Genomic DNA, 20346 nt, shown 5'->3' with positions numbered 1-20346 from the left:
CTCCGGAACCGTCCTTGCCACCATACGTTGGGGCACGGATGAGCGCGCATTTATGCGCAGGGAGGATCTTCCGATGTCAGACAGCAAGCGGATCACGGCCGGCAAGGCAGAGTTGCTGGAACTCGAAAAGGGATTCTGGACGGGCGACGCGGCCTACTATGCGGCCAATGCCGACACCGAATGCCTGGTGGCGTTTCCGCAGATGGCACAGGCGATGGACAATGCGGATCTCGCCAAGACCGCAACCAAGCCCAACCGCTGGCGCGACCTGAAAATCGACCTCAAGGGTATTATCGAGCCGGGCAGCGACATCATCATGCTGACCTACGAGGCGCATGCGACACGCGAGAACGGCGAACCTTACGCCGCGCTGGTCAGCACCGGCTATGTCCATCGCGTCAACGGCTGGAAGATGATGTTCCATTCGCAGACGCCATTGGAAGCCGCCACCGGGAAGTAGGCTCAATCTTCAGGGATGAATTGGGCGTCAGGGATAGAATACGGCCTCGCCCTTCAGCGCGTCGGCCAGCATCTTTTCATATTTGCCGCGCGGCACGTCGACGGCGCCGAAGCGCTTGAGGTGTTCGGTGGTGAACTGCGTATCGAGCAGCGCGAAGCCGCGTGCCTTCAAGCGCTCCACGAGATAGAAAAGGCAGGTCTTGGAAGCGTCCGTCTCCCTGGCGAACATGCTCTCGCCAAAAAACACCCGGCCGAGCGACACGCCATAGAGGCCACCGACCAGCCGGTCCTCGCGCCACGCCTCGACCGAATGACAATGGCCTATCCGATGCAACTCGACATAGGCTTCGCGGATCGGCGCATTGATCCAGGTCGAGCGCCGTTCCACGCGCTTTTCGGCGCAGCCGTCGATGGTCGCTTCGAAATCGAAATCGAAACGGATGTCGAAGGGGTTCTTCCTGATCGTTTTCCTGAGGCTTTTCGGCGCGTGAAAACCATCGAGCGGAATGATGCCGCGCGTCTCCGGCCGCACCCAGAACACCTCCGGGTCGCCGGCACTTTCGGCCATCGGGAAGACGCCCGAGGCGTAGGCCTTGAGCAGAAGGTCGGTGGGGATGCGATAGCCGGGCGCGTAGGGGCGGGTCATCGCGTCTCCGCGCTAGTCTTCCTTGGCCAGGTATTTTTCCAGCCAGTGGATGTCATAATCGCCATTGGCAATGTCGGCATTGCCGACGAGATCGCGAAACAGCGGCAACGTCGTCTTGATGCCGTCGACGACGAACTCGTCCAGGGCGCGGCGCAGGCGCATCATGCACTCGACGCGGTTACGCCCATGCACGATCAGCTTGCCGATCAGACTGTCATAGTAGGGCGGGATCTTGTAGCCGGAATAGACGCCGGAATCGACACGGATGCCCAGGCCGCCCGGTGTGTGGAAATGGGTGATCGTGCCCGGCGAGGGGGTGAAGGTGCGCGGGTCCTCGGCGTTGATGCGGCATTCGATGGCGTGGCCGTTGAACTTGATGTCCTCCTGCTTCACCGAGAGGCCGCCGCCGGAGGCGACGCGGATCTGCTCGTGCACAAGGTCGATGCCGGTGATCGCTTCCGTCACCGGATGCTCGACCTGCAGGCGCGTGTTCATCTCGATGAAATAGAACTCGCCATTCTCGTAGAGGAATTCGATGGTGCCGGCGCCGGAATAGCCGAGGTCGGCGATCGCCTTGGCGCAGATGCCGCCGATGCGGGCGCGCTCTTCGGCATTGAGGGCGGGAGAGGGCGCCTCTTCCCAGACCTTCTGGTGGCGGCGCTGCAAGGAACAGTCGCGCTCGCCGAAATGCACGCCGCGGCCAAAGCCGTCACCAAACACCTGGACTTCGATATGGCGCGGCTTTTCCAGATATTTTTCAATATAAACGGCATCGTCGCCGAAGGCGGCACCGGCTTCGGTGCTCGCCGTCTGCAGGGCGATCTCCAGGTCAGCCTCGGTGAGGGCTACCTTCATACCGCGCCCGCCACCGCCGGCCGATGCCTTGATGATCACGGGATAGCCGATTTCGGAGGCAATGCGCCTGGCTTCCTTCTGGTCGGTGACGGCGCCGTCCGAACCGGGCACAACCGGAATGCCGAGGCGCTTGGCGGTTCGCTTGGCCTCGATCTTGTCGCCCATGATGCGGATGTGGTCGCCGGACGGGCCGATGAAGGTGATGTTGTGCGCGGCCAGTATGTCGGCGAACTTGGCGTTCTCCGACAGGAAGCCGTAGCCCGGATGCACGGCGTCGGCGCCGGTGATTTCGCAGGCCGCAACGATCTGATGGATGTTGAGATAGCTGTCGCGCGATGGCGGCGGACCGATGCAGACGCTCTCGTCCGCGAGCCGCACATGCATGGCGTCCGCATCGGCGGTCGAATGCACCACCACCGTCTGGATGCCGAGTTCCTTGCAGGCGCGCAGCACCCGGAGGGCGATTTCGCCGCGATTGGCGATGAGGATCTTCTGAAACATCAGGCCCGCTCTACTCGATCACGACGAGCGGCATGCCATATTCGACCGGCTGCGAATCCTCGAAAAGGATCGCGGTCACCGTGCCGGCGCGTGGCGAGGGGATCTGGTTCATCGTCTTCATTGCTTCAATGATCAGCAGCGTCTGGCCTTCCTTGACCTTCTGGCCGACTTCGATGAATGCCTTGGCGTCCGGCGACGGCGCCAGGTAGGCCGTGCCGACCATCGGCGAGGTGACTGCGTTCTTGGAAATATCTGCCACAACGGGCAGAGCTACGGAGGCAGCTTGCGCTGCTGCCGGCGCATAGGCCTGCTGCGGCGCTGCGATTGCATGAACAGCCGGCGCCTGCCGCGAGACGCGCACCTTCAGGTCGCCCAGTTCAACCTCGATCTCGGTGAGGTTGGTGTCGTTCAGTATGCCCGCCAGATCGCGGATCAGTTGCTGGTCAACACCGGTCTTCTTTATCGACATTTTCGAGCCTTCTGTTTGTTGGCCGGTCATAGGCGTGCGGCCAGCGCCTGTAGCGCCAGCGTATAGCCGAGCGGCCCAAAGCCACAGATCATGCCGACGGCGACCGGCGCGACCATGGAGACGTGGCGGAATGGTTCCCGCGCATGGATGTTGGAAAGATGAACTTCGGCCACCGGCAACGGTGCGACGGCGCGGATGGCGTCGTGGATGGCAATCGAGGTGTGGCTGTAGGCGCCCGGATTGATGACGATGCCGACAGCCTTGTCGCCGGCTTCCTGAATCCAGTCGACAAGGTCGCCCTCATGGTTCGACTGGCGGAAATCGATCTCGAACCCCAGCGCCGTGCCTGCCTGCTTGCAGTCGTCGGCGATCGCGGCAAGCGTCTTGCCGCCATAGATGCCCGGCTCGCGCTTGCCGAGCGCGTTGAGATTGGGACCGTTCAGGACGAAAACCGTTTTCAAAAAGCCGACCTTTCCCGGCGCCGTCATCAAGCCGGCGCGCTGGGCCCTCTATAATGGGCATAGCCGCCCGCGGAAAGAGCGCAAGTGCGTTCTTTCACTGTCCACAACAGGCGGAAATGTGCCCGTGAGAAATAGCTGGCGAGCAAGATCAGAGCGCGGCTTTCGCCGCCTCGATCTTTTCAGCCAGCACTTCCTGCCCGAGCGCCCCGAACACCACCTCGTTGCCGACGACATAGGACGGCGTTCCGGTGATCGCCAGCTTGTTGGCAAGATCGTAGGTCTTGGCGAGGGCCTCGTTGATTGTCGGGTCCTTCATCTTCTCGCGCAGCGCCGCTTCGTCGGCACCGAGCGATAGCGCGACCTTCATGGCCGCCGCCTCGGTGGCGCGCCCCTGGCCGCCGAGCAACGCATTGTGGAACTCGCCGTACTTTTCCGGGTGCATCAGGTGGAAGGCCATCGAGACCACGCTCGCCTTCTGCGAATCCGGTCCGAGGATGGGGAATTCCTTGAGCACGAAACGCAGGTCCGGATCGGTCTTGGTCAGCGCCTGCATGTCGTCGATGGCGCGTTTGCAGAAGCCGCAATTGTAGTCGTAGAACTCGACGATGGTGACCTTGCCGTTCGGATTGCCGACGACGCCGTCGAAGGCGGAGTTGAAGATCTGGTCCTTGGCATTCTTGATCACGCCGAGATGAGCGATGCGCTGCTCTTCCTTCTGCTTGGCCTCAAGCGCGTCCTGAACCTCCAGGAGAACTTCCGGGTTTTTCAACAAATAGTCGCGGATGATGCCTTCGACTTCGGTGCGGTCGATCTTGGTATCAGCCGCCGCGGTCTCGACCGGCTGCGCGGTACCGGCCTTGGCGATCTGCGGGTTTCCGGCAACGAATCCGAAAGCCAGCATGGCCAGGGCGACCGCAACCCCCGTGGTGCCCATGAGCAGTGCCTTTTTCATCGTTCCTGTTCCTTCTACCTGTTTTCCGGTCTGGCTATGTCGTGGCGCGCGACCGGAAGGTTCACTTGATCTTGGTTGATGGCCTGTAGTTTATGATATCCTGGGCGCGAAGCCAGCGCGGCTCGCCGCGTTTCATCTGCTGCTGCGCCCGCATGGCGAAAATCTTCGCATCCTTGTAGTTGCCGGAATAGAAATGGCTTTCGGCGGTGGCAAGTTCAGCGCCCGGTATGTCGCCCAACTCGCCATAGGCCTGTGCCAGATAGCGATATCCGGCTGAATTTTCCTTGTCGCGACCGAGGCCATTGTTGATCTGCACGACGGCTTTTTTGAGGGAGTCGGGCGTGCCGACGGCCATCAGCGCCTGACCCACGGACACCGGCAGCAGACCGGACCGAGCCGAATCGAGGCTGACCGCCTTGGCGTAAGCGTCCGCAGCTTCCTTGGGTTTGTTTGCTTTCATCAGGATGTCGCCGCGCAGTTCCTGGAAGTAGGCATTTTTCGGCTGCGCTTTGATCAGTGCATTGGTCTTGGCGAGAGCGGCGGCGATGTTGCCGAACAGGTAGGTCGACTGGGCGTCGCCGTACTGCGCGGCGAGGGTTCCTTGCATCTTTCGCATCAGCCGGGACGCGGCCGCCTGGCCTTCCATGTAGACGGCGATCTTCACCCGCATCATGTCATGGCGCTGCTGCAGCGCGGGCGGGTCCGGCCTGTCGACATTGGGGTCCTGTTTCACCAGCACTTCGAGATTGGCGATGCGGTCCTGCGGCATCGGATGGCTGATCCGATACGGATCGACCTGGGCGCCCGAAAGCGACAGTGCGGTCTGGAAGCGGCGGAATGTCTTCAGCATGCCCATGCCGGACTGGCCGGTGGCGTTGAGATAGGTGATCGCCGAGCGGTCGGCCGTCATCTCCTCGGTGCGCTGGTAGGCGAGGATGCTGCGCTGTGCCATCTCACCGCCGCCAGCGGCCACGCCCATGCCAGCGCCGGCGAGACCGCGGCTGCTGGTTGTGGCACCGGCGACAATGGCGCCGGCGCCAAGCAATGTCGCGATAACGGCCATCGTCTTGGCTCGTTCAAGCTGGTCGCGCAGCTTCTGCTGGTGGCCGCCGGCGATATGGCCGGCTTCGTGCGCGATGACGCCGATGATCTCGTTGGGCGTTTCAGCCGTCATCAGCGCGCCGGTGTTGATGAACAGCCGGCGCCCGGTGACGAAGGCGTTGAAACTCTGGTCGTTGACCAGCACGATGTCGATGCCGTCATTCGCCAGGCCGGCCGCCCTGAAGATCGGCCGCGCGTAATCGCGCACCAGCGCCTCTATCTCGGCGTCGCGCACCACCGGCACGTTCTGGGCGAAGGCACCGACCGAGCTCGCCATTGCAACGGCAACGCCAAGCGAAAGCGTCGCGAAGACGCGCGCTGCCTGGGCAATCGTCGATCTGGGTCGGCTCAACATGATGGCTCCACTGGTAGACGAGCGGGCGAAAGATGAAAAGTCGGCGCCGGAAACTTCCTCAACTTGTGATCCTCACATCAATCGGGCATTTGTGCGGCACATGCGCCAGTGCCTGGCGCCGTCAGTCATCGGGAATACTGGTTAAATGGTCGTTTCGCTCTCACGCCGTGGCAAAGTCGAGCCCTTCCATGCGATGGACATTCTGGCAGAGGCGAACCGGCTGAAGTCCCAGGGCGTGCCGGTTGTTTCGATGGCCGTCGGCCAACCCTCCGATCCCGCACCGGTTCTGGTTCGCGCCGCAGCCGCCAAGGCGCTGCAGGATGGGCGCATCGGCTACACCGACGCGCTGGGACTGGCAGGTTTGCGCAAGGCGATCGCCGGACACTACGCCGATCACTACGGGCTTGATATCGAGCCCAGCCGGATCGCGGTGACCACTGGATCGTCGGCCGCCTTCAACCTTGCCTTCCTGGCGATGTTCGATGGGGGCGACCGGGTCGCCATCGCGGCACCCGGTTATCCTGCCTATCGCAACATCATGGCCGCACTCGGCATCGAGGTGGTCGAGATCGAGCTCGGCGACGCCGCCTACCTGCATGCCGGCCATCTCGAGACCGCGCATCGTGAAAAGCCGCTGAAAGGCGTTCTCTTCGCCAGCCCCGCCAATCCAACCGGCGCGGTCATACCGGCCGATGAACTGGCGGTTCTGGTGAGGACGGCGCAAGACCTCGGCATCGCCGTCATCTCCGACGAAATCTATCACCGGCTGGCCTATGCCGCCCCCGACACCACGGCGCTGGCCTATGGCGGCGACGTGACGGTGATCAACTCCTTCTCCAAATATTACTGCATGACGGGCTGGCGCATCGGCTGGATGGTGCTGCCGCAAGAGCTGGTGCGGCCGGTCGAGCGCGTCGCCCAGAGCCTCTACATCTCGCCGCCGGAACTGTCGCAGATCGCCGCGATCGAAGCGTTCAGGGCGACCGAGGAGCTGGAGGCGGTAAAAGGCCGCTACGCCTGGAATCGCGAGCTTTTGATGAAACGCCTGCCGGAACTCGGCTTTCCGCTGGCAGCGCCCATGGACGGCGCCTTCTATGCCTTCTGTGACGTCACCAGGCATACCAATGACAGCATGGCCTTCGCACGCAAGATGCTGGCTGAGGCGCATGTGGCGGCAACGCCCGGCCGCGACTTCGACACTCAGGCTGGGCATCGGACCATGCGTTTCTCCTACGCCGGCAGCCACGACGACATGGTCGAGGCAATAACGCGCATCGAACGCTGGTTGAGGTAGCAACATGCCGGAACTTGAACAGGCATTGGCCGAAGTCGCAGCCGAAATGGCCGATCGCACCGATCGCGGTGACGTCGCTTCCTACATTCCGCAGCTGGGCAAGGTCGATCCGAAGAAATTCGGCATCGCAGCGGTCACCAATGACGGCCGCGTGCTGATGGCCGGCGATGCCGACCAGGCCTTTTCTATCCAGAGCATCTCGAAAGTGTTCACCCTGACACTGGCGCTCGGCAATGTCGGCGACGCGCTGTGGCAGCGGGTCGGGCGCGAACCGTCAGGCAATCCATTCAACTCGATCGTGCAGCTCGAGCATGAGAACGGCATTCCGCGCAACCCGTTCATCAATGCCGGCGCCATCGTCATTTCCGATATCCTGCTTGCCGGCCACCAGCCGCGCGAAGCGATCGGCGAGATCCTGCGCTTCATTCAGTTCCTGGCCGATGACGAGACGATCATTATCGACCGGGAGGTCGCGGCGTCCGAACGGGCCACCGGCTACCGCAACTTCGCGCTTGCCAACTACATGAAATCCTCCGGCAATCTACATCATGCGCCGGAGCTGGCGCTGGGCGTCTACTTCCACCACTGCGCCATCGCCATGAGTTGCCGGCAACTTGCGCTCGCCGGCCGCTTCCTCGCCAATGGCGGCAAGAACCCGGCGACCGGGCATTCCGTGGTGTCGGCCGAGCGGGCACGCCGCATCGGCGCGATGATGCTGACCTGCGGTCACTATGACGGCTCCGGCGATTTCGCCTTCCGCGTCGGCATTCCCGGCAAGAGCGGCGTCGGCGGCGGCATATTGGGCATCGTGCCGGGCGTGGCGTCGCTTGCCGTCTGGTCGCCGGGCCTCAATGCCAACGGCAACTCCAAGCTGGGGTCGATCGCGCTGGAAAAGCTGGCCAGGATGATGAACTGGTCGATCTTCGCGCCGTGATGCATGTCGCCCAAAAGTGCGCAGCGGTTTTGGGACAACGACATGCTTGGAATCAAAGAAGCGTTTTAGCCTTTCGCGATCCGGCATAACGCCAGATAAGAAAATCCCGCACCGTCTTCGAGACGGCGCGGGATTTTTTTGTCAAAGAACTAGCTCACGCGATTGAAAGGCTTAGAAAAAGCCCTTCCGCTGCCACCATCCGCCGCGTTTCGGCTTGTCCTCGGTCTTGTCCTCAGCCTTGGCCGCGGGTTCTTCCGCTACGGTCGAAGACACCACCGGCTCGACCGGCGCATTCACCGCCGCCGGCTTGCGCCGCGACGGGCGGGCCTTCGGCGCCTTCTCGACAGCCACCGCCTCGTCGGACGCAGTGGCCGGCGTCTCGACCTGTGCTTCCGCCTCGGCAGCCGGCTCTTCGGCGACGATTTCGGCCGCGGCCTTCTTCGGCTTGGCGGCACGACGTGGCTTCTTCGGCTTCTCCGTGCTCGGCGCGTCGTCATTGGCCGGAGCAAGCGCCGCCGGCTCTTCGGCTGGTGCAGCAACGACCGGCTCGCTGGCGATCACCTCGGTTGCCGAGACTTCGCCTTCGGACGCGTCGGCTGCTTCGCCAGCACTCGCCTCGGCTTCGCCTTCACCGTCTTCGCGGCGGTTGCGCTTGCCGCCGCGCTTGCCGCGCCGGCGCTTTTTGCCTTGGCCTTCGTCCGAAGCCTCAACTGTCTCGGACGTTTCGGCAACACCAACAGGGGCGTTGTCGTCCGTTTCCGTGTCGCCGTCGCTGGCGGCCGAGTCTGGGTCCGAAAACTCGCCGGCCGGAGCCGAGACGGAAGCACCGTCCGCCGGGGCGCCATGTTCGCGATCGCGATCCTTGCCGCCACGCCGACGCCGGCGCTTGCGGCGCTTGCGGTCGCGGCCTTCGCCTTCCTCGCCACCGGCGGCAGCAGGTCGGGGTTGTTGCTGCGGCTGCTGGCGTGGCTGTTCGGCCTGCACCGGCGCCTCGTCGTCTTCCTCGACGACGACAATCTCGTCCTCGGGCTCTTCCGGCTCGACATAGGCCGGGAAGCTGCGCGCCTCGACAAAGCCTTCCGGCTTTTCAGCCAGCGCGCCGCGGAAGATCGCATAGTGCTGCGCACCGACCGAATCGTCGGCCTCGACGGTGATCGTCAGCCCGAAGCGGCTTTCGAGTTCCACCAGCGTGCCGCGCTTGTGATTGAGCACGTAGAGTGCGGTCGCCGCCGGCGTCCGTACCGTGATGTGGCTGCGCGAATCCTTGAGCAGGAATTCCTCGATCGCCCGCACCACCATCAGCGCGACCGACGAATCGGAGCGCACATGGCCGGTGCCGCCGCAATGCGGGCAGGGCTTCATGGTCGATTCCAGCACGCTGGCGCGGATGCGCTGGCGGGACATCTCCATCAGGCCGAAATGCGAGATGCGGCCGACCTGGATGCGCGCACGATCGTTCTTGAGGTGATCCTTCAACCGTTTCTCGACGGAGCGGTTGTTGCGGTTCTCCTCCATGTCGATGAAGTCGATGACGATCAGGCCGGCGAGATCGCGCAGCCTGAGTTGACGCGCGACTTCCTCGGCCGCTTCCAGATTGGTGTGGAGCGCGGTGTCCTCGATCGAGTGCTCCTTGGTGGAGCGGCCCGAATTGACATCGATGGCAACCAGCGCCTCGGTCTGGTTGATGATGATGTAGCCGCCGCTCTTCAGCGTCACCTGCGGCTGCAGCATGCGGTCTAGCTGTGCCTCGATGCCGTTGCGTACAAAGATCGGCGTCGTGTCGCGGAACGGCTGAACCACCTTGGCGTGGCTCGGCATCAGCATACGCATGAAGTCCTTGGCTTCGCGATAGCCTTCCTCGCCGGAGACAAGAATCTCGTCGATATCCTTGTTGTAGAGGTCGCGCACCGAGCGCTTGATGAGGCTGCCTTCCTCATAGACCAGGGCAGGGGCCGTGGACTGCAAGGTGAGATTGCGGACATTTTCCCAAAGCCGCATCAGATATTCGTAATCGCGCTTGATCTCGGCCTTGGTGCGGCTCTCGCCGGCGGTGCGCAGGATCACGCCCATGCCCTGCGGCACTTCGAGATCGGCAACGACCTCCTTCAGGCGCTTGCGGTCGACCGCGCTGGTGATCTTGCGCGAAATGCCGCCGCCACGCGCCGTGTTCGGCATCAGCACCGAATAGCGGCCGGCAAGCGACAGGTAGGTGGTCAGTGCCGCACCCTTGTTGCCGCGCTCTTCCTTGACGACCTGCACCAAGAGGATCTGCCGGCGCTTGATCACTTCCTGGATCTTGTACTGGCGGCGCACCGGCTTGCGGCGGTTGCGCACTTCTTCCAGCGCGTCCTCGGCGCCGACCGATTCGACCTCGTGATCGTCCGGATGCGAGGACTGCACTTCTTCCAGCATGCCGCGATCATTGTCGCCGGAGGTCGCTTCGCTGCCTTGTTCGGCCTGCGGAACGGCTTCGGAAATCACATCGGCCTCGACCGAGGCGGCGATCGACGTCGGGCCGCCTTCGCGGGTTACGCCTTCATCCTGCTCGGCGGAATCCTCGCCATGTCCGGACGCATCGGTATGTTCGGACGTATCGGCCGCATGTTCGATGATCTCGGACGTGTGCGAGATCTCCTCGAAACCAGCGTCGGCGCCTTCTTCCGCCTCGTCGGCAGCGTCGCTTGCCTCGCCGGAATCGGCTGCATCGCGCTTGTGCTCACCCCGGTCGCGGGGCTTTCCGCCGCGCCGGCGGCCGCGCCGTCCGCGATCGCGGCTCTGACGGTCATCGCCGTCGCCGTCCTCGTTCTCTTCGTCCTCTGCCTCCTGCGCTTCCGCGCGCAGCAGTGCCTGACGATCGGCGACCGGGATCTGGTAGTAGTCGGGGTGAATTTCACTGAAGGCGAGAAAACCGTGACGGTTGCCGCCATATTCGACAAAGGCTGCCTGAAGGGAGGGCTCTACGCGCGTTACGCGGGCTAGGTAGATGTTTCCTTTGAGCTGCTTCTTGTCCTGGGATTCAAAGTCGAATTCTTCAATACGGTTACCGCGTACGACGACAACGCGTGTTTCCTCCGGGTGGGAGGCGTCTATCAGCATTTTGTTGGGCATTATTTCGTTTCCCCCCGGCAGCCGTCAGCCGCAGCTTGCGAGGCAAAGCCTGCTGCTGCGTGTCTGGAATGTGGGTGCCGGATATTTGAACGTCCGTCGGCCGCCGCTTGAGCGCCATGGCGGTGCCGCCCGCAGCCACAATGGCGCGGTTTGATGCGGACCTTTCCATGATTGCGCTTGAAGCCATCGTCACCAACAGAACCTTTTGAACCAAAGCCCGGATGAACCGGACCAGCTTGTTTGCTCATACAGAGCCGGCGCGGGAACAAACCCGGCCGTTTTCCTCACGCAGGCGATTCCCCCGCCACGGGAGCACGCCTGCGAAATTCGTCGCGATCACCTGAACCCTTTTCGCCTGAAGCGAAAGGAGCCGCCTTTACATCTGACCCTGTAGCAAGAAGCTGCGGAGGAGGGCGGTTCCAGGATTGCAGTGATCCACCATCGCTTTTATGATTTGGCGGGATGGAAGGCAACCCCGATTTCCGATGCCGGCAAAAAGCCGTTCCGTAGCGTAAGCCAGGCTTGCGGCCCTTGCATGAAAAGGCTTGGTTAACCTTCTCTGGATACCAATCGTTAATCGAGTTCGCGGCCTGACCGGCATATGGACGAAATGACCGGGCGCCGGGCGCCAAACCGGGAGCGACTGGAAGAGAGATGGGATTGGCGGACTTCACAGACAAGGGATGTCGTGTCGGCGGCCGGATCCTGGCCGCTTTCTGCCTCTTGCTGCTGCTGGCAATCTGTTCTGCCTTCTCTTCGACTGCCAATGCCGCCGACGCTTCGCTGGTGGCAAAAGGCTACAAGATGGCCGGCGATGCCACCAAGATGCGCATCGTCATGGATTTCGATCGCGAACCCGATATCAAATGGTTCCTGCTGCGCGGTCCCAACCGTCTTGTCATCGATCTCGCGAATACGAGATTCGCTGTTGATGCCAAGGATTTGAAGGCGCGGGGCTTGGTCAAGGGCGTGCGCCTGGGCGCACTTGGCGAGGGTGTTTCGCGGCTGATCCTCACCGGCAAGGGACCGTTCGCCGTCGACAAGCTCGATGTGCTCAAGAACGAGGACGGCACCGGCTACCGCCTTGCCATCGACATGTCGGCGGCATCCGAGCGCGAGTTCGACCTGGCGCTGGCCAATCAGGCGCTGACCACCGGATCGACCGTTTCGACCGACAAGGGAGGGCGGGTCGGCACCGGACCGGTCTCAAATCCCGGCCATCGGTTCACCGTCGTCATCGATCCCGGCCATGGCGGCATCGACGGCGGTGCCGAGGGCCTGAACGGCACCATCGAGAAGAATGTCACGCTGGCCTTCGCCACGGAGCTGCGCGACAAACTCGCAGCCGTCGGCAATTATGATGTGTTCATGACGCGCGACACAGACGAATTCCTGCGTCTGGACGATCGCGTGCGCATTGCCCGTCAGCATGAGGCCGACCTGCTTATTTCGATCCATGCCGACACGATCAGCGTCAAAGGCATTCGCGGTGCCACTGTCTACACCGTCTCCGACAAGGCTTCGGATCCCGAGGCGCAGGCGCTTGCCGACCGAGAAAACCTCTCCGACCAATTCGCCGGCATGGAAATCAAGAACGACAACAAGGAAGTCACCGACATCCTGATCGACCTGATCCGCCGCGAAACGCACAATTTCTCGATGAGTTTCGCCCACACGCTGGTCGGCCAGCTGTCGACCAGCGTCGGCCTGATCAACAATCCGCAGCGTTCTGCGGGCTTCAAGGTGCTCAAGGCACCCGACGTGCCGTCAGTGCTGGTCGAACTCGGTTATCTCTCGAACGCCAAGGACGAGGCGCAGTTGCTCAACGCCGACTGGCGCGGCAAGGCGGCCCAGAGCATAACCAACGCCGTCGCGCTGTTCGCGTCGGCCAAGGCCGGACCGGGAACCGGAGGTTGACATGACCGGCGGCGCCTGCAACCAGAGGCGGCGTTGCGCGACGACAACACCCCAATGCTTTTATTTCCGGCTCGCGACCGCGAAATCAGGCATTGCCGTATTTTGTCCACATGGCGGCGACAAGGGTTTTCGATTACGGATTGGGACCGGCTCGAAAGCTTGCGCGAAAGGCGGCTTCGTTTAGGAAATTCCCGAACCAAGGACTGGAGCGGGTATGATTCGTCTCATTGGCTATTTTTTCGGCATCGGCACGACGCTGGCCCTTCTGGTCGCGGCGGGCGTTGCCATCTATATCGGCCATTTGTCGAAGGATCTGCCCGATTACGAGGTGCTGGCCAAATACGAGCCGCCGGTGACCACCCGCATCCATGCGTCGGACGGCGCGCTGATGGCCGAATATGCGCGCGAACGGCGCCTGTATTTGCCGATCCAGGCCATACCGGACCGCGTCAAGGCGGCCTTCCTGTCGGCCGAAGACAAGAATTTCTACAACCACCCAGGCATCGATGTGACCGGCCTTGGCCGAGCCATCATCGTCAACCTGCAGAATCTCGGCTCGGGCCGGCGTCAGGTCGGTGCCTCGACGATCACCCAGCAGGTGGCGAAGAACTTCCTGTTGTCCTCGGACCAGACCTACGAGCGCAAGATCAAGGAGATGATCCTCGCCTTCCGCATCGAGCAGGCCTATCCCAAGGATCGCATCCTCGAGCTCTACCTCAACGAAATCTTCTTCGGCTTCGGCGCCTATGGCGTCGCCGGTGCGGCGCTGACCTATTTCGACAAGTCGGTCAACGAACTGTCCGTGGCCGAGGCCTCCTACCTGGCCTCGCTGCCCAAGGGGCCGAACAACTACCACCCTTTCAAGCATGCCGATCGCGCGATCGAGCGCCGCAACTGGGTCATCGACCAGATGGTCGAGAACGGCTACGTCACGCGTGAGGAAGGCAACAAGGCCAAGGCCGAGCCGCTGGGCGTGACGCCGCGCCGCAGCGGCACCTATCTGTTCGCCGGCGAGTACTTCACCGAAGAGGTGCGCCGCCAGATCATCGCCCGCTACGGCGAGAACGCGCTCTACGAAGGCGGTCTCTCCGTCCGCACCACGCTCGATCCGAAGATCCAGCTCATTGCCCGCAAATCGATGCAGAACGGGTTGATGAAATACGACACGCTGCGCGGCTATCGCGGGCCGGTGACATCGATCGACGTGTCGGGCGACTGGGGCGTGCCGCTTGGCGCCGTCAAGGGGCTGGAGGATGTCCCCGAATGGTCGCTCGCCGTCGTGCTCGACAGTTCGGCGACCGGGCTGTCGATCGGCCTGCAGCCCGCACGGCAGGCGTCGGGCGAGATCGTCAAGGAGCGCGTCGAAGGCACCATCAGCAAGGAGGACATGGGTTTCGCCATGCGCCATGTGGTTGCCGGCAAGACCGTCAAGGCCAAGTCGCCGGCGGAGGTGCTGAAGCCGGGCGACGTCATCTTCGTGCAGAAAAACGATGGTGCCGATGGCGCCTACAGCCTGCGCCAGGTGCCCGAAGTGGAAGGCGGCCTGATCGCCATGGACCCGCACACCGGCCGCGTGCTGGCCATGGTCGGCGGCTTCTCCTATGCGCAGTCCGAATTCAACCGCGCCACGCAAGCCATGCGCCAGCCGGGCTCCTCGTTCAAGCCGATCGTCTATTCGGCCGCACTCGACAATGGCTATACGCCGGCTTCGGTGATCATGGACGGGCCGATCACGATCCAGAGCGGTAACACGAGCTGGACGCCGAAGAATTACGACGGCACCGTCGCCGGTCCGGCGACCCTGCGCTCCGGCATCGAGAAGTCGCGCAACCTGATGACGGTGCGGCTTGCCAATGACATGGGCATGAAGCTGGTCGTCGAATATGCCGAGCGCTTCGGTGTCTACGACCATCTGGCACCCTATCTGCCGATGGCGCTGGGGTCCGGCGAAACCACCGTGATGCGCATGGTGTCGGCCTATTCGATCATGGCCAACGGCGGAAAATCGATCAAACCATCGCTCATCGACCGCATCCAGGACCGCTACGGCAAGACGGTGTTCAAGCAGGACGAACGTGGCTGCCAGGGCTGCAATGCGCCCGAATGGCAGAACCAGCCGGAGCCGGAACTCGTCGACAATTCCGAGCAGGTGCTCGATCCGATGACGGCCTACCAGATCACCTCGATGATGGAAGGTGTCGTGCAACGCGGCACCGGCGCCACCATCAATGAACTCGGCCGTCACATCGCCGGCAAGACCGGAACGACCAACGACGAAAAGGACGCTTGGTTCATCGGTTACACGCCCAACCTCGTCGTCGGCCTCTACATGGGCTACGACACGCCGCGCGGCCTCGGCCATGGCGCCACCGGTGGTGGTCTCGCGGCCCCGATCTTCAAGGACTTCATGCGGGTGGCGCTGGACGGCACGCCCAATGTGGACTTCAAGGTGCCCGAAGGCATGAATCTTGTCGCCATCAACCGCAAGACCGGCATGCGTGCCGCATCGGGTGATCCTGGCACCATCATCGAAGCCTTCAAGCCGGGTACCGGTCCCGCCGACAGCTACTGGGTGATCGGCATGGGCGCCGACGGCTCCAATGCCACGGGGGGCGCGTTGTCGCCGCAGGCCAACCAGGCCATCCAGTCCGGCGGCGGCGGCCTCTACTGATGATTTTCATGAGCGGATGGGCTGGCCTTGGCGCCAGCCCATTTTGCTTTACAGCCGGCGGCGGCCTGCCTATGTATCGCGCCAACCGACTTCAGCAAACAGGACAGAACAGCCAGCCATGCGCGCGGAAACGCAGAATATTGTCGACGAGATCAGGCAGGCGATAACCCTGCTGAGGAGGCATCTTTGACTGGGATCAGGCCATAAAGCGGCTTGAATACCTCAATGTGCGCGCCGAGGACGCCAGCCTCTGGAACGAGCCGCTGGAAGCGCAGAAGCTGATGCGCGAGCGCCAGGGCCTCGAAGAGGGCATCGCCTCGGTGAAAGGTCTGACGCAGGCGCTGGAAGACAATATCGGCCTGATCGAGCTCGGCGAGGAAGAGGGCGACGAGGGCGTGATCGCCGAGGCGGAAGCCGCGATCCGCTCGATGCAAGGCGAAGCGAAGGCCCGCCAGGTCGAGACGTTGCTGTCGGGTGAAGCAGACTCCAACGACACCTATCTCGAAATCCATGCCGGCGCCGGCGGTACCGAAAGCCAGGACTGGGCCTCGATGCTGCTGCGCATGTACACGCGCTGGGCCGAGCGCCGTCGCTTCAAGGTCGAAGTGCTGGAAATGCATGACGGCGAAGAGGCCGGCATCAAGTCCGCAACGTTGATGATCAAAGGCCACAATGCCTATGGCTGGATGAAGACGGAATCGGGCGTTCATCGCCTGGTGCGTATCTCGCCCTATGACAGCAATGCGCGCCGGCATACGTCCTTCGCCAGCGTCTGGGTCTATCCGGTCATCGACGACACGATCGAGATCGACGTCTCCGAATCCGATGTCCGCATCGACACTTATCGCTCGTCAGGCTCGGGCGGCCAGCACGTCAACACCACCGATTCGGCGGTGCGCATCACGCATCTGGCCACCGGCATCGCGGTCGCATGCCAGGCTGAACGTTCGCAGCACAAGAACAAGGCCAAGGCCTGGGAGATGCTGCGCTCGCGCCTTTACGAGGAAGAGCTGAAAAAGCGCGAGGCGGTTGCAAACGCCACCGAAGCGTCGAAAAGCGATATAGGCTGGGGTCACCAGATCCGCTCCTATGTGCTGCAGCCCTACCAGTTGGTGAAGGATCTCCGCACCGGCGTCGAGAGCACCAGCCCGTCGAGCGTGCTCGATGGCGACCTCGACGATTTCATGGAAGCCTCGTTGTCGCAGCGCATCGAGGGCGGCGCGGGCGAAGCCGTAGCAGACCTGGATTAGGATATGTCCATGTTCAGGTGAGGTTAGCTGACCTCAATCTGAACATACCCCTGCGCACCACAGCGACGGAGGAGTGTGTTGCCGAGCAAGCTCACCGGAAAGTGCTTCTGCGGTGCGGTTCACTACGAGGTCACTGACGAATTCATCTATGCCGCGAATTGCCATTGTTCGGACTGCCGGCGCACCACCGGTTCGGCCTTCAAGCCTTTCGCCGGTATCGAGCGTGAAAAGCTTGTCCTCACCGAAGGCGAGGACAAGCTCCTGATCTTCGGCGACGAAAGCGGCCATAACGCGCATTGTGGCCGGTGCGGCTCCTTGCTTTATTCGCTCGTGCGCGACGGGGCCTACGTCCATGTCGCCATGGGAACCCTCGTCGACGACCCATCCATCCGCCCGACCGCGCACATCTTCGTCGGTTCGAAGGCGGGCTGGTTCACCATCACCGATGACCTGCCGCAGTATCAAGAGCACGTGATTGCCGGCTCTGACCAGCAGTAGGCTGGAACCACAGCGGGCCTATTCCGTTTATCCGACGCCCGTTTGCCGGGAATTGACCTTGGCCTCATCTCGTCGGCGGTAGCGGATACCTGACGTCCATAGAACGATGTCGGGAATGCATCGTCTTGCGCCGACCAAGGAATCAGCCCAGCATCCAAGGGCTGGGAGAGAAAAAGCATTTATGGCCGGACGCGGCATATCTGCGACCCAACGATCCGGCCACTGGGAAGATACGTTCCGGGAACGGGCAAGCGAAACGCTTGAGCTCGTTTGAAAGGAACGCGTCATGTCTGCTGCCACACTCAGATCGGCCAATGCCGTTCAACCGGCTGGCCGACTTTTGTTTTCCCTGTTCGCGATCGGCGCGATGGCAATGCTGACGGCACCTGCCTTCGCGCATGACGCCACGCCCACGGCGGCAAAGCCACAGGGCTGGAGTTATCCGTTCGCATGCTGCGCCAACTATGATTGTCGCACGACCCATACAGGCGAAGTGCTGGAGAAACCCGAGGGCTATGTCATCGCCGGAACGGGTGAGATCGTTCCAATGACCGACAAGCGTGTCAAGGACAGCCCGGACGGCGAGTTCCATTGGTGCGCGCACCAGGCGGGCCTCGACGCCGGCAAGACAATCTGCCTGTTCGTGCCGCCGCGTTCTTATTGACGACAGGACGGCGGTCGGACGTCCGCGGTCGCGTGTGACCGGGGCCGCAGGCCGGGTTTGCGCGGTTCGGGTGATGCCTGCTGACAGACAGTTGTCAGGAGCACCTCGTTATGCTGCTTTTGCCGCACAAGGTGGCGGGCGACAGGAGGAGTTCGTTGATGACCATCAAGGCAAGCTGTCATTGCAAGGCGACGACATTCGAGGTTTCGCAGGCACCGCAGACGGTGACGCAATGCACTTGTTCTTTCTGCTCGAAGCGCGGCTCGCTCTGGGCCTACTACGTGCCTTCGCAATTCAAGCTCACCAGCCCGATGGAGAACGTCTCTTTCTACCGCTGGGGATCGAAAACCGTAAAGCACGGTTTTTGCGCCACCTGCGGCTGCGGAACCTTTACCGAAACGCCGGACTGGTCGACCGGCGAGCCGGATTTCGACAATCCCAAGATCAGCGTCAACGCGCGGCTGTTCGACGATTTCGATCTCGACAAGGTCGAAGTTGTTGTCATAGACGGCAAGAACCTCTGGTAGCCTGATCCAAACGATTGCGGCACGGCGATACGGTGCCACAACCGCGTATTGGTCCCTTGGGAAAAGCCGTGAGCGGCGCTTTTGCCGTTCCGCTTTTCGCCGCAATTCGTGGTACAAGTCGCGGGAAGGGCTGATTTGGCGCCACCGCAAGGCGTGACTTGGAGAGGGACCATCCTATGAAAAAGACTGTGCTCGTCGTCGTGGCGACGGCTGTGCTCGTGAGCGCCTGTACCACCACTGATCCGTATACGGGCGACCAGAAGATTTCCAACACGGCGGCCGGCGCCGGCCTTGGCGCCCTGGCGGGCGCCAGCCTTGGCCTGCTTGCCGGCGGCAATGACCGCCGCAACGCACTGATCGGCGCCGGCATCGGCGCGCTGGCCGGCGGCGCCATCGGCGCCACCATGGACCAGAACGAGGCCGAACTGCGCCGGCAGCTCGAGGGCACCGGTGTCAGCGTCACCCGCAGCGGCGACCAGATCATTCTCAATATGCCGTCCGACATCACCTTCAACTCGGATCAGGATGCAGTGAAGCCCGGCTTCTACCAGGTCCTGAACTCTGTCGCGCTGGTGCTGAAGAAGTTCAAGCAGACCACGGTCGACGTGTTCGGCCACACCGATTCGACCGGTGGCGACCAGCACAATTTCGATCTGTCGCAGCGTCGTGCTCTGGCGGTCGCGAACTATCTGTCCGGTCAGGGCGTGGATCAGCGCCGCTTCGCAGTCACCGGCTTCGGCAAGACGCGCCCGGTCGCATCCAATGCCACGTCCGAAGGCCGCGCCCAGAACCGCCGCGTCGAGATCCAGCTGTCGCCGCTCACCTGATTTGCACGGCAAACCAATGCGAAACGGCTCCCATGGGGGGCCGTTTTTGTTTGCACGGATATTGGCGTTGTTGGATTAGCTATTGCTAAAATATAGCTTTCCCGCAGCTATGGAAAGGAATAGCATCATCGCTGTTCCTGAGGGGATGAGGCGGTGTCACTGGCCGCGCAATCAGCATTTTTCCGCCTCGGTCTTGCACGGCCAGATCAGAAATCTGGGAGGAATGCATGACAAGAACAGCCAGCCTTGGGCGCTGCGGCGTCCTCGTTTTGACAGGTTTGGTGGGCGCGTGGCTGAACGTTGCTTCGGCTCGGGCCGAGGACGCCAACAAGGCCGACATCGAAGCCTTGAAAAAATCGCTCGCCAAATATGAGGATTACACCGTCGCCGTCCGCGACCTCTATCTGTCGACGGTCGGCTGCGTCTACTACAGCGGAGAAAAGATAGCGGGTGCGATGGACTACCCGAAGGGCGCCATGGGTATCCACTTCGTCAATGTCCCGAGTGTCGGCCAGAAGCTCGACCCGATGCACCCCAATGTGCTGATCTACGAACCGACCAAGAAGGGCTTGCGGCTGGTGGGCGTGGAATGGCTGGTGCCTCTGACGCCGGACATCAAGGAGCCCCCGAAGCTGTTTGGCCAAACCTTCATGGGGCCTATGGAGGGGCACTACCCTCTCATCCCGAAAGAGTTCGTCCACTACGACCTTCATGCCTGGCTCGGGGACAATCCGAACGGCATGTTCAGTCCGACGAATCCGAACGTGAAATGCAACAAGGCCGAGTTTCCGATGCTGGAAAAGCCGACCAAGATGATGCCTGGGCCGATGTAACGGGCGAGCCAGGCAGGAACCTTT

General features: G+C 62.3%; 18 protein-coding genes. 11 read left to right on the top strand and 7 right to left on the bottom strand.

Features of this window, described 5'->3' with window-relative positions:
- The first annotated feature begins 73 nt into the window (after positions 1–73).
- Complete coding sequence (locus tag EOA13_RS08675; RefSeq protein ID WP_127291408.1) at positions 74–460, top strand: hypothetical protein; 387 nt, start codon at positions 74–76, stop codon at positions 458–460.
- 27 nt (positions 461–487) lie between these two features.
- Here EOA13_RS08675 and aat read toward each other — a convergent pair whose 3' ends face one another.
- The 6 genes from aat to EOA13_RS08645 form a co-directional block, all read right to left on the bottom strand.
- The gene (gene aat / locus EOA13_RS08670; RefSeq protein WP_127269232.1) at positions 488–1105 is read right to left on the bottom strand and encodes a leucyl/phenylalanyl-tRNA--protein transferase; all 618 of its coding nucleotides are present in this window, start codon (positions 1103–1105) and stop codon (positions 488–490) included.
- 12 nt (positions 1106–1117) lie between these two features.
- Positions 1118–2461, bottom strand: a complete 1344-nt coding sequence (gene accC, locus EOA13_RS08665) for an acetyl-CoA carboxylase biotin carboxylase subunit (RefSeq protein WP_127291406.1) — start codon at positions 2459–2461, stop codon at positions 1118–1120.
- Between the two features lie 10 nt (positions 2462–2471).
- Positions 2472–2930, bottom strand: coding sequence for an acetyl-CoA carboxylase biotin carboxyl carrier protein (accB, locus tag EOA13_RS08660; protein ID WP_023812132.1), 459 nt, complete (start codon positions 2928–2930; stop codon positions 2472–2474).
- A gap of 26 nt (positions 2931–2956) precedes the next feature.
- Positions 2957–3391: a type II 3-dehydroquinate dehydratase gene (aroQ, locus tag EOA13_RS08655; protein WP_013531359.1), complete on the bottom strand. Its 435-nt coding sequence runs from the start codon at positions 3389–3391 to the stop codon at positions 2957–2959.
- A gap of 148 nt (positions 3392–3539) precedes the next feature.
- Positions 3540–4343: a DsbA family protein gene (locus tag EOA13_RS08650; protein ID WP_127291403.1), complete on the bottom strand. Its 804-nt coding sequence runs from the start codon at positions 4341–4343 to the stop codon at positions 3540–3542.
- 61 nt (positions 4344–4404) lie between these two features.
- Complete coding sequence (locus tag EOA13_RS08645; RefSeq protein ID WP_127291400.1) at positions 4405–5799, bottom strand: M48 family metalloprotease; 1395 nt, start codon at positions 5797–5799, stop codon at positions 4405–4407.
- A 145-nt stretch (positions 5800–5944) separates the two neighbouring features.
- Here EOA13_RS08645 and EOA13_RS08640 point away from each other — a divergent pair, with 145 nt between their 5' ends.
- Both EOA13_RS08640 and EOA13_RS08635 read left to right on the top strand, forming a co-directional pair.
- On the top strand, positions 5945–7093 hold the full coding sequence (locus EOA13_RS08640; protein ID WP_127291397.1) for an aminotransferase class I/II-fold pyridoxal phosphate-dependent enzyme: 1149 nt from the start codon (positions 5945–5947) through the stop codon (positions 7091–7093).
- A gap of 4 nt (positions 7094–7097) precedes the next feature.
- The gene (locus EOA13_RS08635) at positions 7098–8027 is read left to right on the top strand and encodes a glutaminase (protein WP_127291394.1); all 930 of its coding nucleotides are present in this window, start codon (positions 7098–7100) and stop codon (positions 8025–8027) included.
- Between the two features lie 171 nt (positions 8028–8198).
- Here the strand turns inward: EOA13_RS08635 and EOA13_RS08630 are convergent, their stop codons facing one another.
- Positions 8199–11135 carry a ribonuclease E/G gene (locus EOA13_RS08630; protein ID WP_127291392.1) on the bottom strand — a complete coding sequence of 979 codons (2937 nt, stop codon included), beginning with the start codon at positions 11133–11135 and terminating at the stop codon, positions 8199–8201.
- A 654-nt stretch (positions 11136–11789) separates the two neighbouring features.
- Between EOA13_RS08630 and EOA13_RS08625 the strand changes: the two genes are divergently transcribed.
- The 8 genes from EOA13_RS08625 (at position 11790) to EOA13_RS08590 (ending at position 20322) form a co-directional block, all read left to right on the top strand.
- The gene (locus EOA13_RS08625) at positions 11790–13052 is read left to right on the top strand and encodes an N-acetylmuramoyl-L-alanine amidase (RefSeq protein WP_127291389.1); all 1263 of its coding nucleotides are present in this window, start codon (positions 11790–11792) and stop codon (positions 13050–13052) included.
- Positions 13053–13266: 214 nt separating this feature from the next.
- The gene (locus EOA13_RS08620; protein WP_127291386.1) at positions 13267–15723 is read left to right on the top strand and encodes a penicillin-binding protein 1A; all 2457 of its coding nucleotides are present in this window, start codon (positions 13267–13269) and stop codon (positions 15721–15723) included.
- Positions 15724–15841: 118 nt separating this feature from the next.
- Positions 15842–16973, top strand: a protein-coding gene (gene prfB / locus EOA13_RS08615) for a peptide chain release factor 2 (RefSeq protein ID WP_127291384.1) whose coding sequence is annotated in 2 segments (ribosomal slippage) — positions 15842–15907 and positions 15909–16973 — 1131 coding nt in all. Because the reading frame shifts where the segments join, the coding sequence is not laid out codon by codon here.
- Positions 16974–17051: 78 nt separating this feature from the next.
- A complete protein-coding gene (locus tag EOA13_RS08610) occupies positions 17052–17471 on the top strand; it encodes a GFA family protein (RefSeq protein WP_127291381.1) in 420 nt (139 codons plus the stop codon).
- Between the two features lie 286 nt (positions 17472–17757).
- Entirely contained in the window at positions 17758–18135 is a 378-nt protein-coding gene (locus tag EOA13_RS08605) for a hypothetical protein (protein WP_023812122.1), read from the top strand.
- Between the two features lie 158 nt (positions 18136–18293).
- Positions 18294–18662 carry a GFA family protein gene (locus tag EOA13_RS08600; protein WP_023812121.1) on the top strand — a complete coding sequence of 123 codons (369 nt, stop codon included), beginning with the start codon at positions 18294–18296 and terminating at the stop codon, positions 18660–18662.
- Positions 18663–18838: 176 nt separating this feature from the next.
- Positions 18839–19489, top strand: coding sequence for an OmpA family protein (locus EOA13_RS08595; protein ID WP_023812120.1), 651 nt, complete (start codon positions 18839–18841; stop codon positions 19487–19489).
- Positions 19490–19716: 227 nt separating this feature from the next.
- The gene (locus tag EOA13_RS08590) at positions 19717–20322 is read left to right on the top strand and encodes a hypothetical protein (RefSeq protein ID WP_127291379.1); all 606 of its coding nucleotides are present in this window, start codon (positions 19717–19719) and stop codon (positions 20320–20322) included.
- Positions 20323–20346 lie beyond the last annotated feature (24 nt).

This window comes from Mesorhizobium sp. M7A.F.Ca.US.011.01.1.1 (assembly GCF_003998295.1).
GTDB lineage: Bacteria > Pseudomonadota > Alphaproteobacteria > Rhizobiales > Rhizobiaceae > Mesorhizobium.
This window is presented reverse-complemented; position numbering and strand designations above follow the sequence as displayed.

Bases quoted from the DNA above. Each gene is read 5' to 3' on its own strand.
- EOA13_RS08595 (WP_023812120.1), top strand. From the start codon at position 18,839: ATGAAAAAGACTGTGCTCGTCGTCGTGGCGACGGCTGTGCTCGTGAGC.
- aat (WP_127269232.1), bottom strand. From the start codon at position 1,105: ATGACCCGCCCCTACGCGCCCGGCTATCGCATCCCCACCGACCTTCTG.
- EOA13_RS08590 (WP_127291379.1), top strand. From the start codon at position 19,717: ATGACAAGAACAGCCAGCCTTGGGCGCTGCGGCGTCCTCGTTTTGACA.
- EOA13_RS08675 (WP_127291408.1), top strand. From the start codon at position 74: ATGTCAGACAGCAAGCGGATCACGGCCGGCAAGGCAGAGTTGCTGGAA.
- EOA13_RS08605 (WP_023812122.1), top strand. From the start codon at position 17,758: ATGTCTGCTGCCACACTCAGATCGGCCAATGCCGTTCAACCGGCTGGC.
- EOA13_RS08635 (WP_127291394.1), top strand. From the start codon at position 7,098: ATGCCGGAACTTGAACAGGCATTGGCCGAAGTCGCAGCCGAAATGGCC.
- EOA13_RS08620 (WP_127291386.1), top strand. From the start codon at position 13,267: ATGATTCGTCTCATTGGCTATTTTTTCGGCATCGGCACGACGCTGGCC.
- EOA13_RS08640 (WP_127291397.1), top strand. From the start codon at position 5,945: ATGGTCGTTTCGCTCTCACGCCGTGGCAAAGTCGAGCCCTTCCATGCG.
- EOA13_RS08645 (WP_127291400.1), bottom strand. From the start codon at position 5,799: ATGTTGAGCCGACCCAGATCGACGATTGCCCAGGCAGCGCGCGTCTTC.
- accC (WP_127291406.1), bottom strand. From the start codon at position 2,461: ATGTTTCAGAAGATCCTCATCGCCAATCGCGGCGAAATCGCCCTCCGG.
- EOA13_RS08630 (WP_127291392.1), bottom strand. From the start codon at position 11,135: ATGCCCAACAAAATGCTGATAGACGCCTCCCACCCGGAGGAAACACGC.
- accB (WP_023812132.1), bottom strand. From the start codon at position 2,930: ATGTCGATAAAGAAGACCGGTGTTGACCAGCAACTGATCCGCGATCTG.
- EOA13_RS08625 (WP_127291389.1), top strand. From the start codon at position 11,790: ATGGGATTGGCGGACTTCACAGACAAGGGATGTCGTGTCGGCGGCCGG.
- EOA13_RS08650 (WP_127291403.1), bottom strand. From the start codon at position 4,343: ATGAAAAAGGCACTGCTCATGGGCACCACGGGGGTTGCGGTCGCCCTG.
- EOA13_RS08600 (WP_023812121.1), top strand. From the start codon at position 18,294: ATGACCATCAAGGCAAGCTGTCATTGCAAGGCGACGACATTCGAGGTT.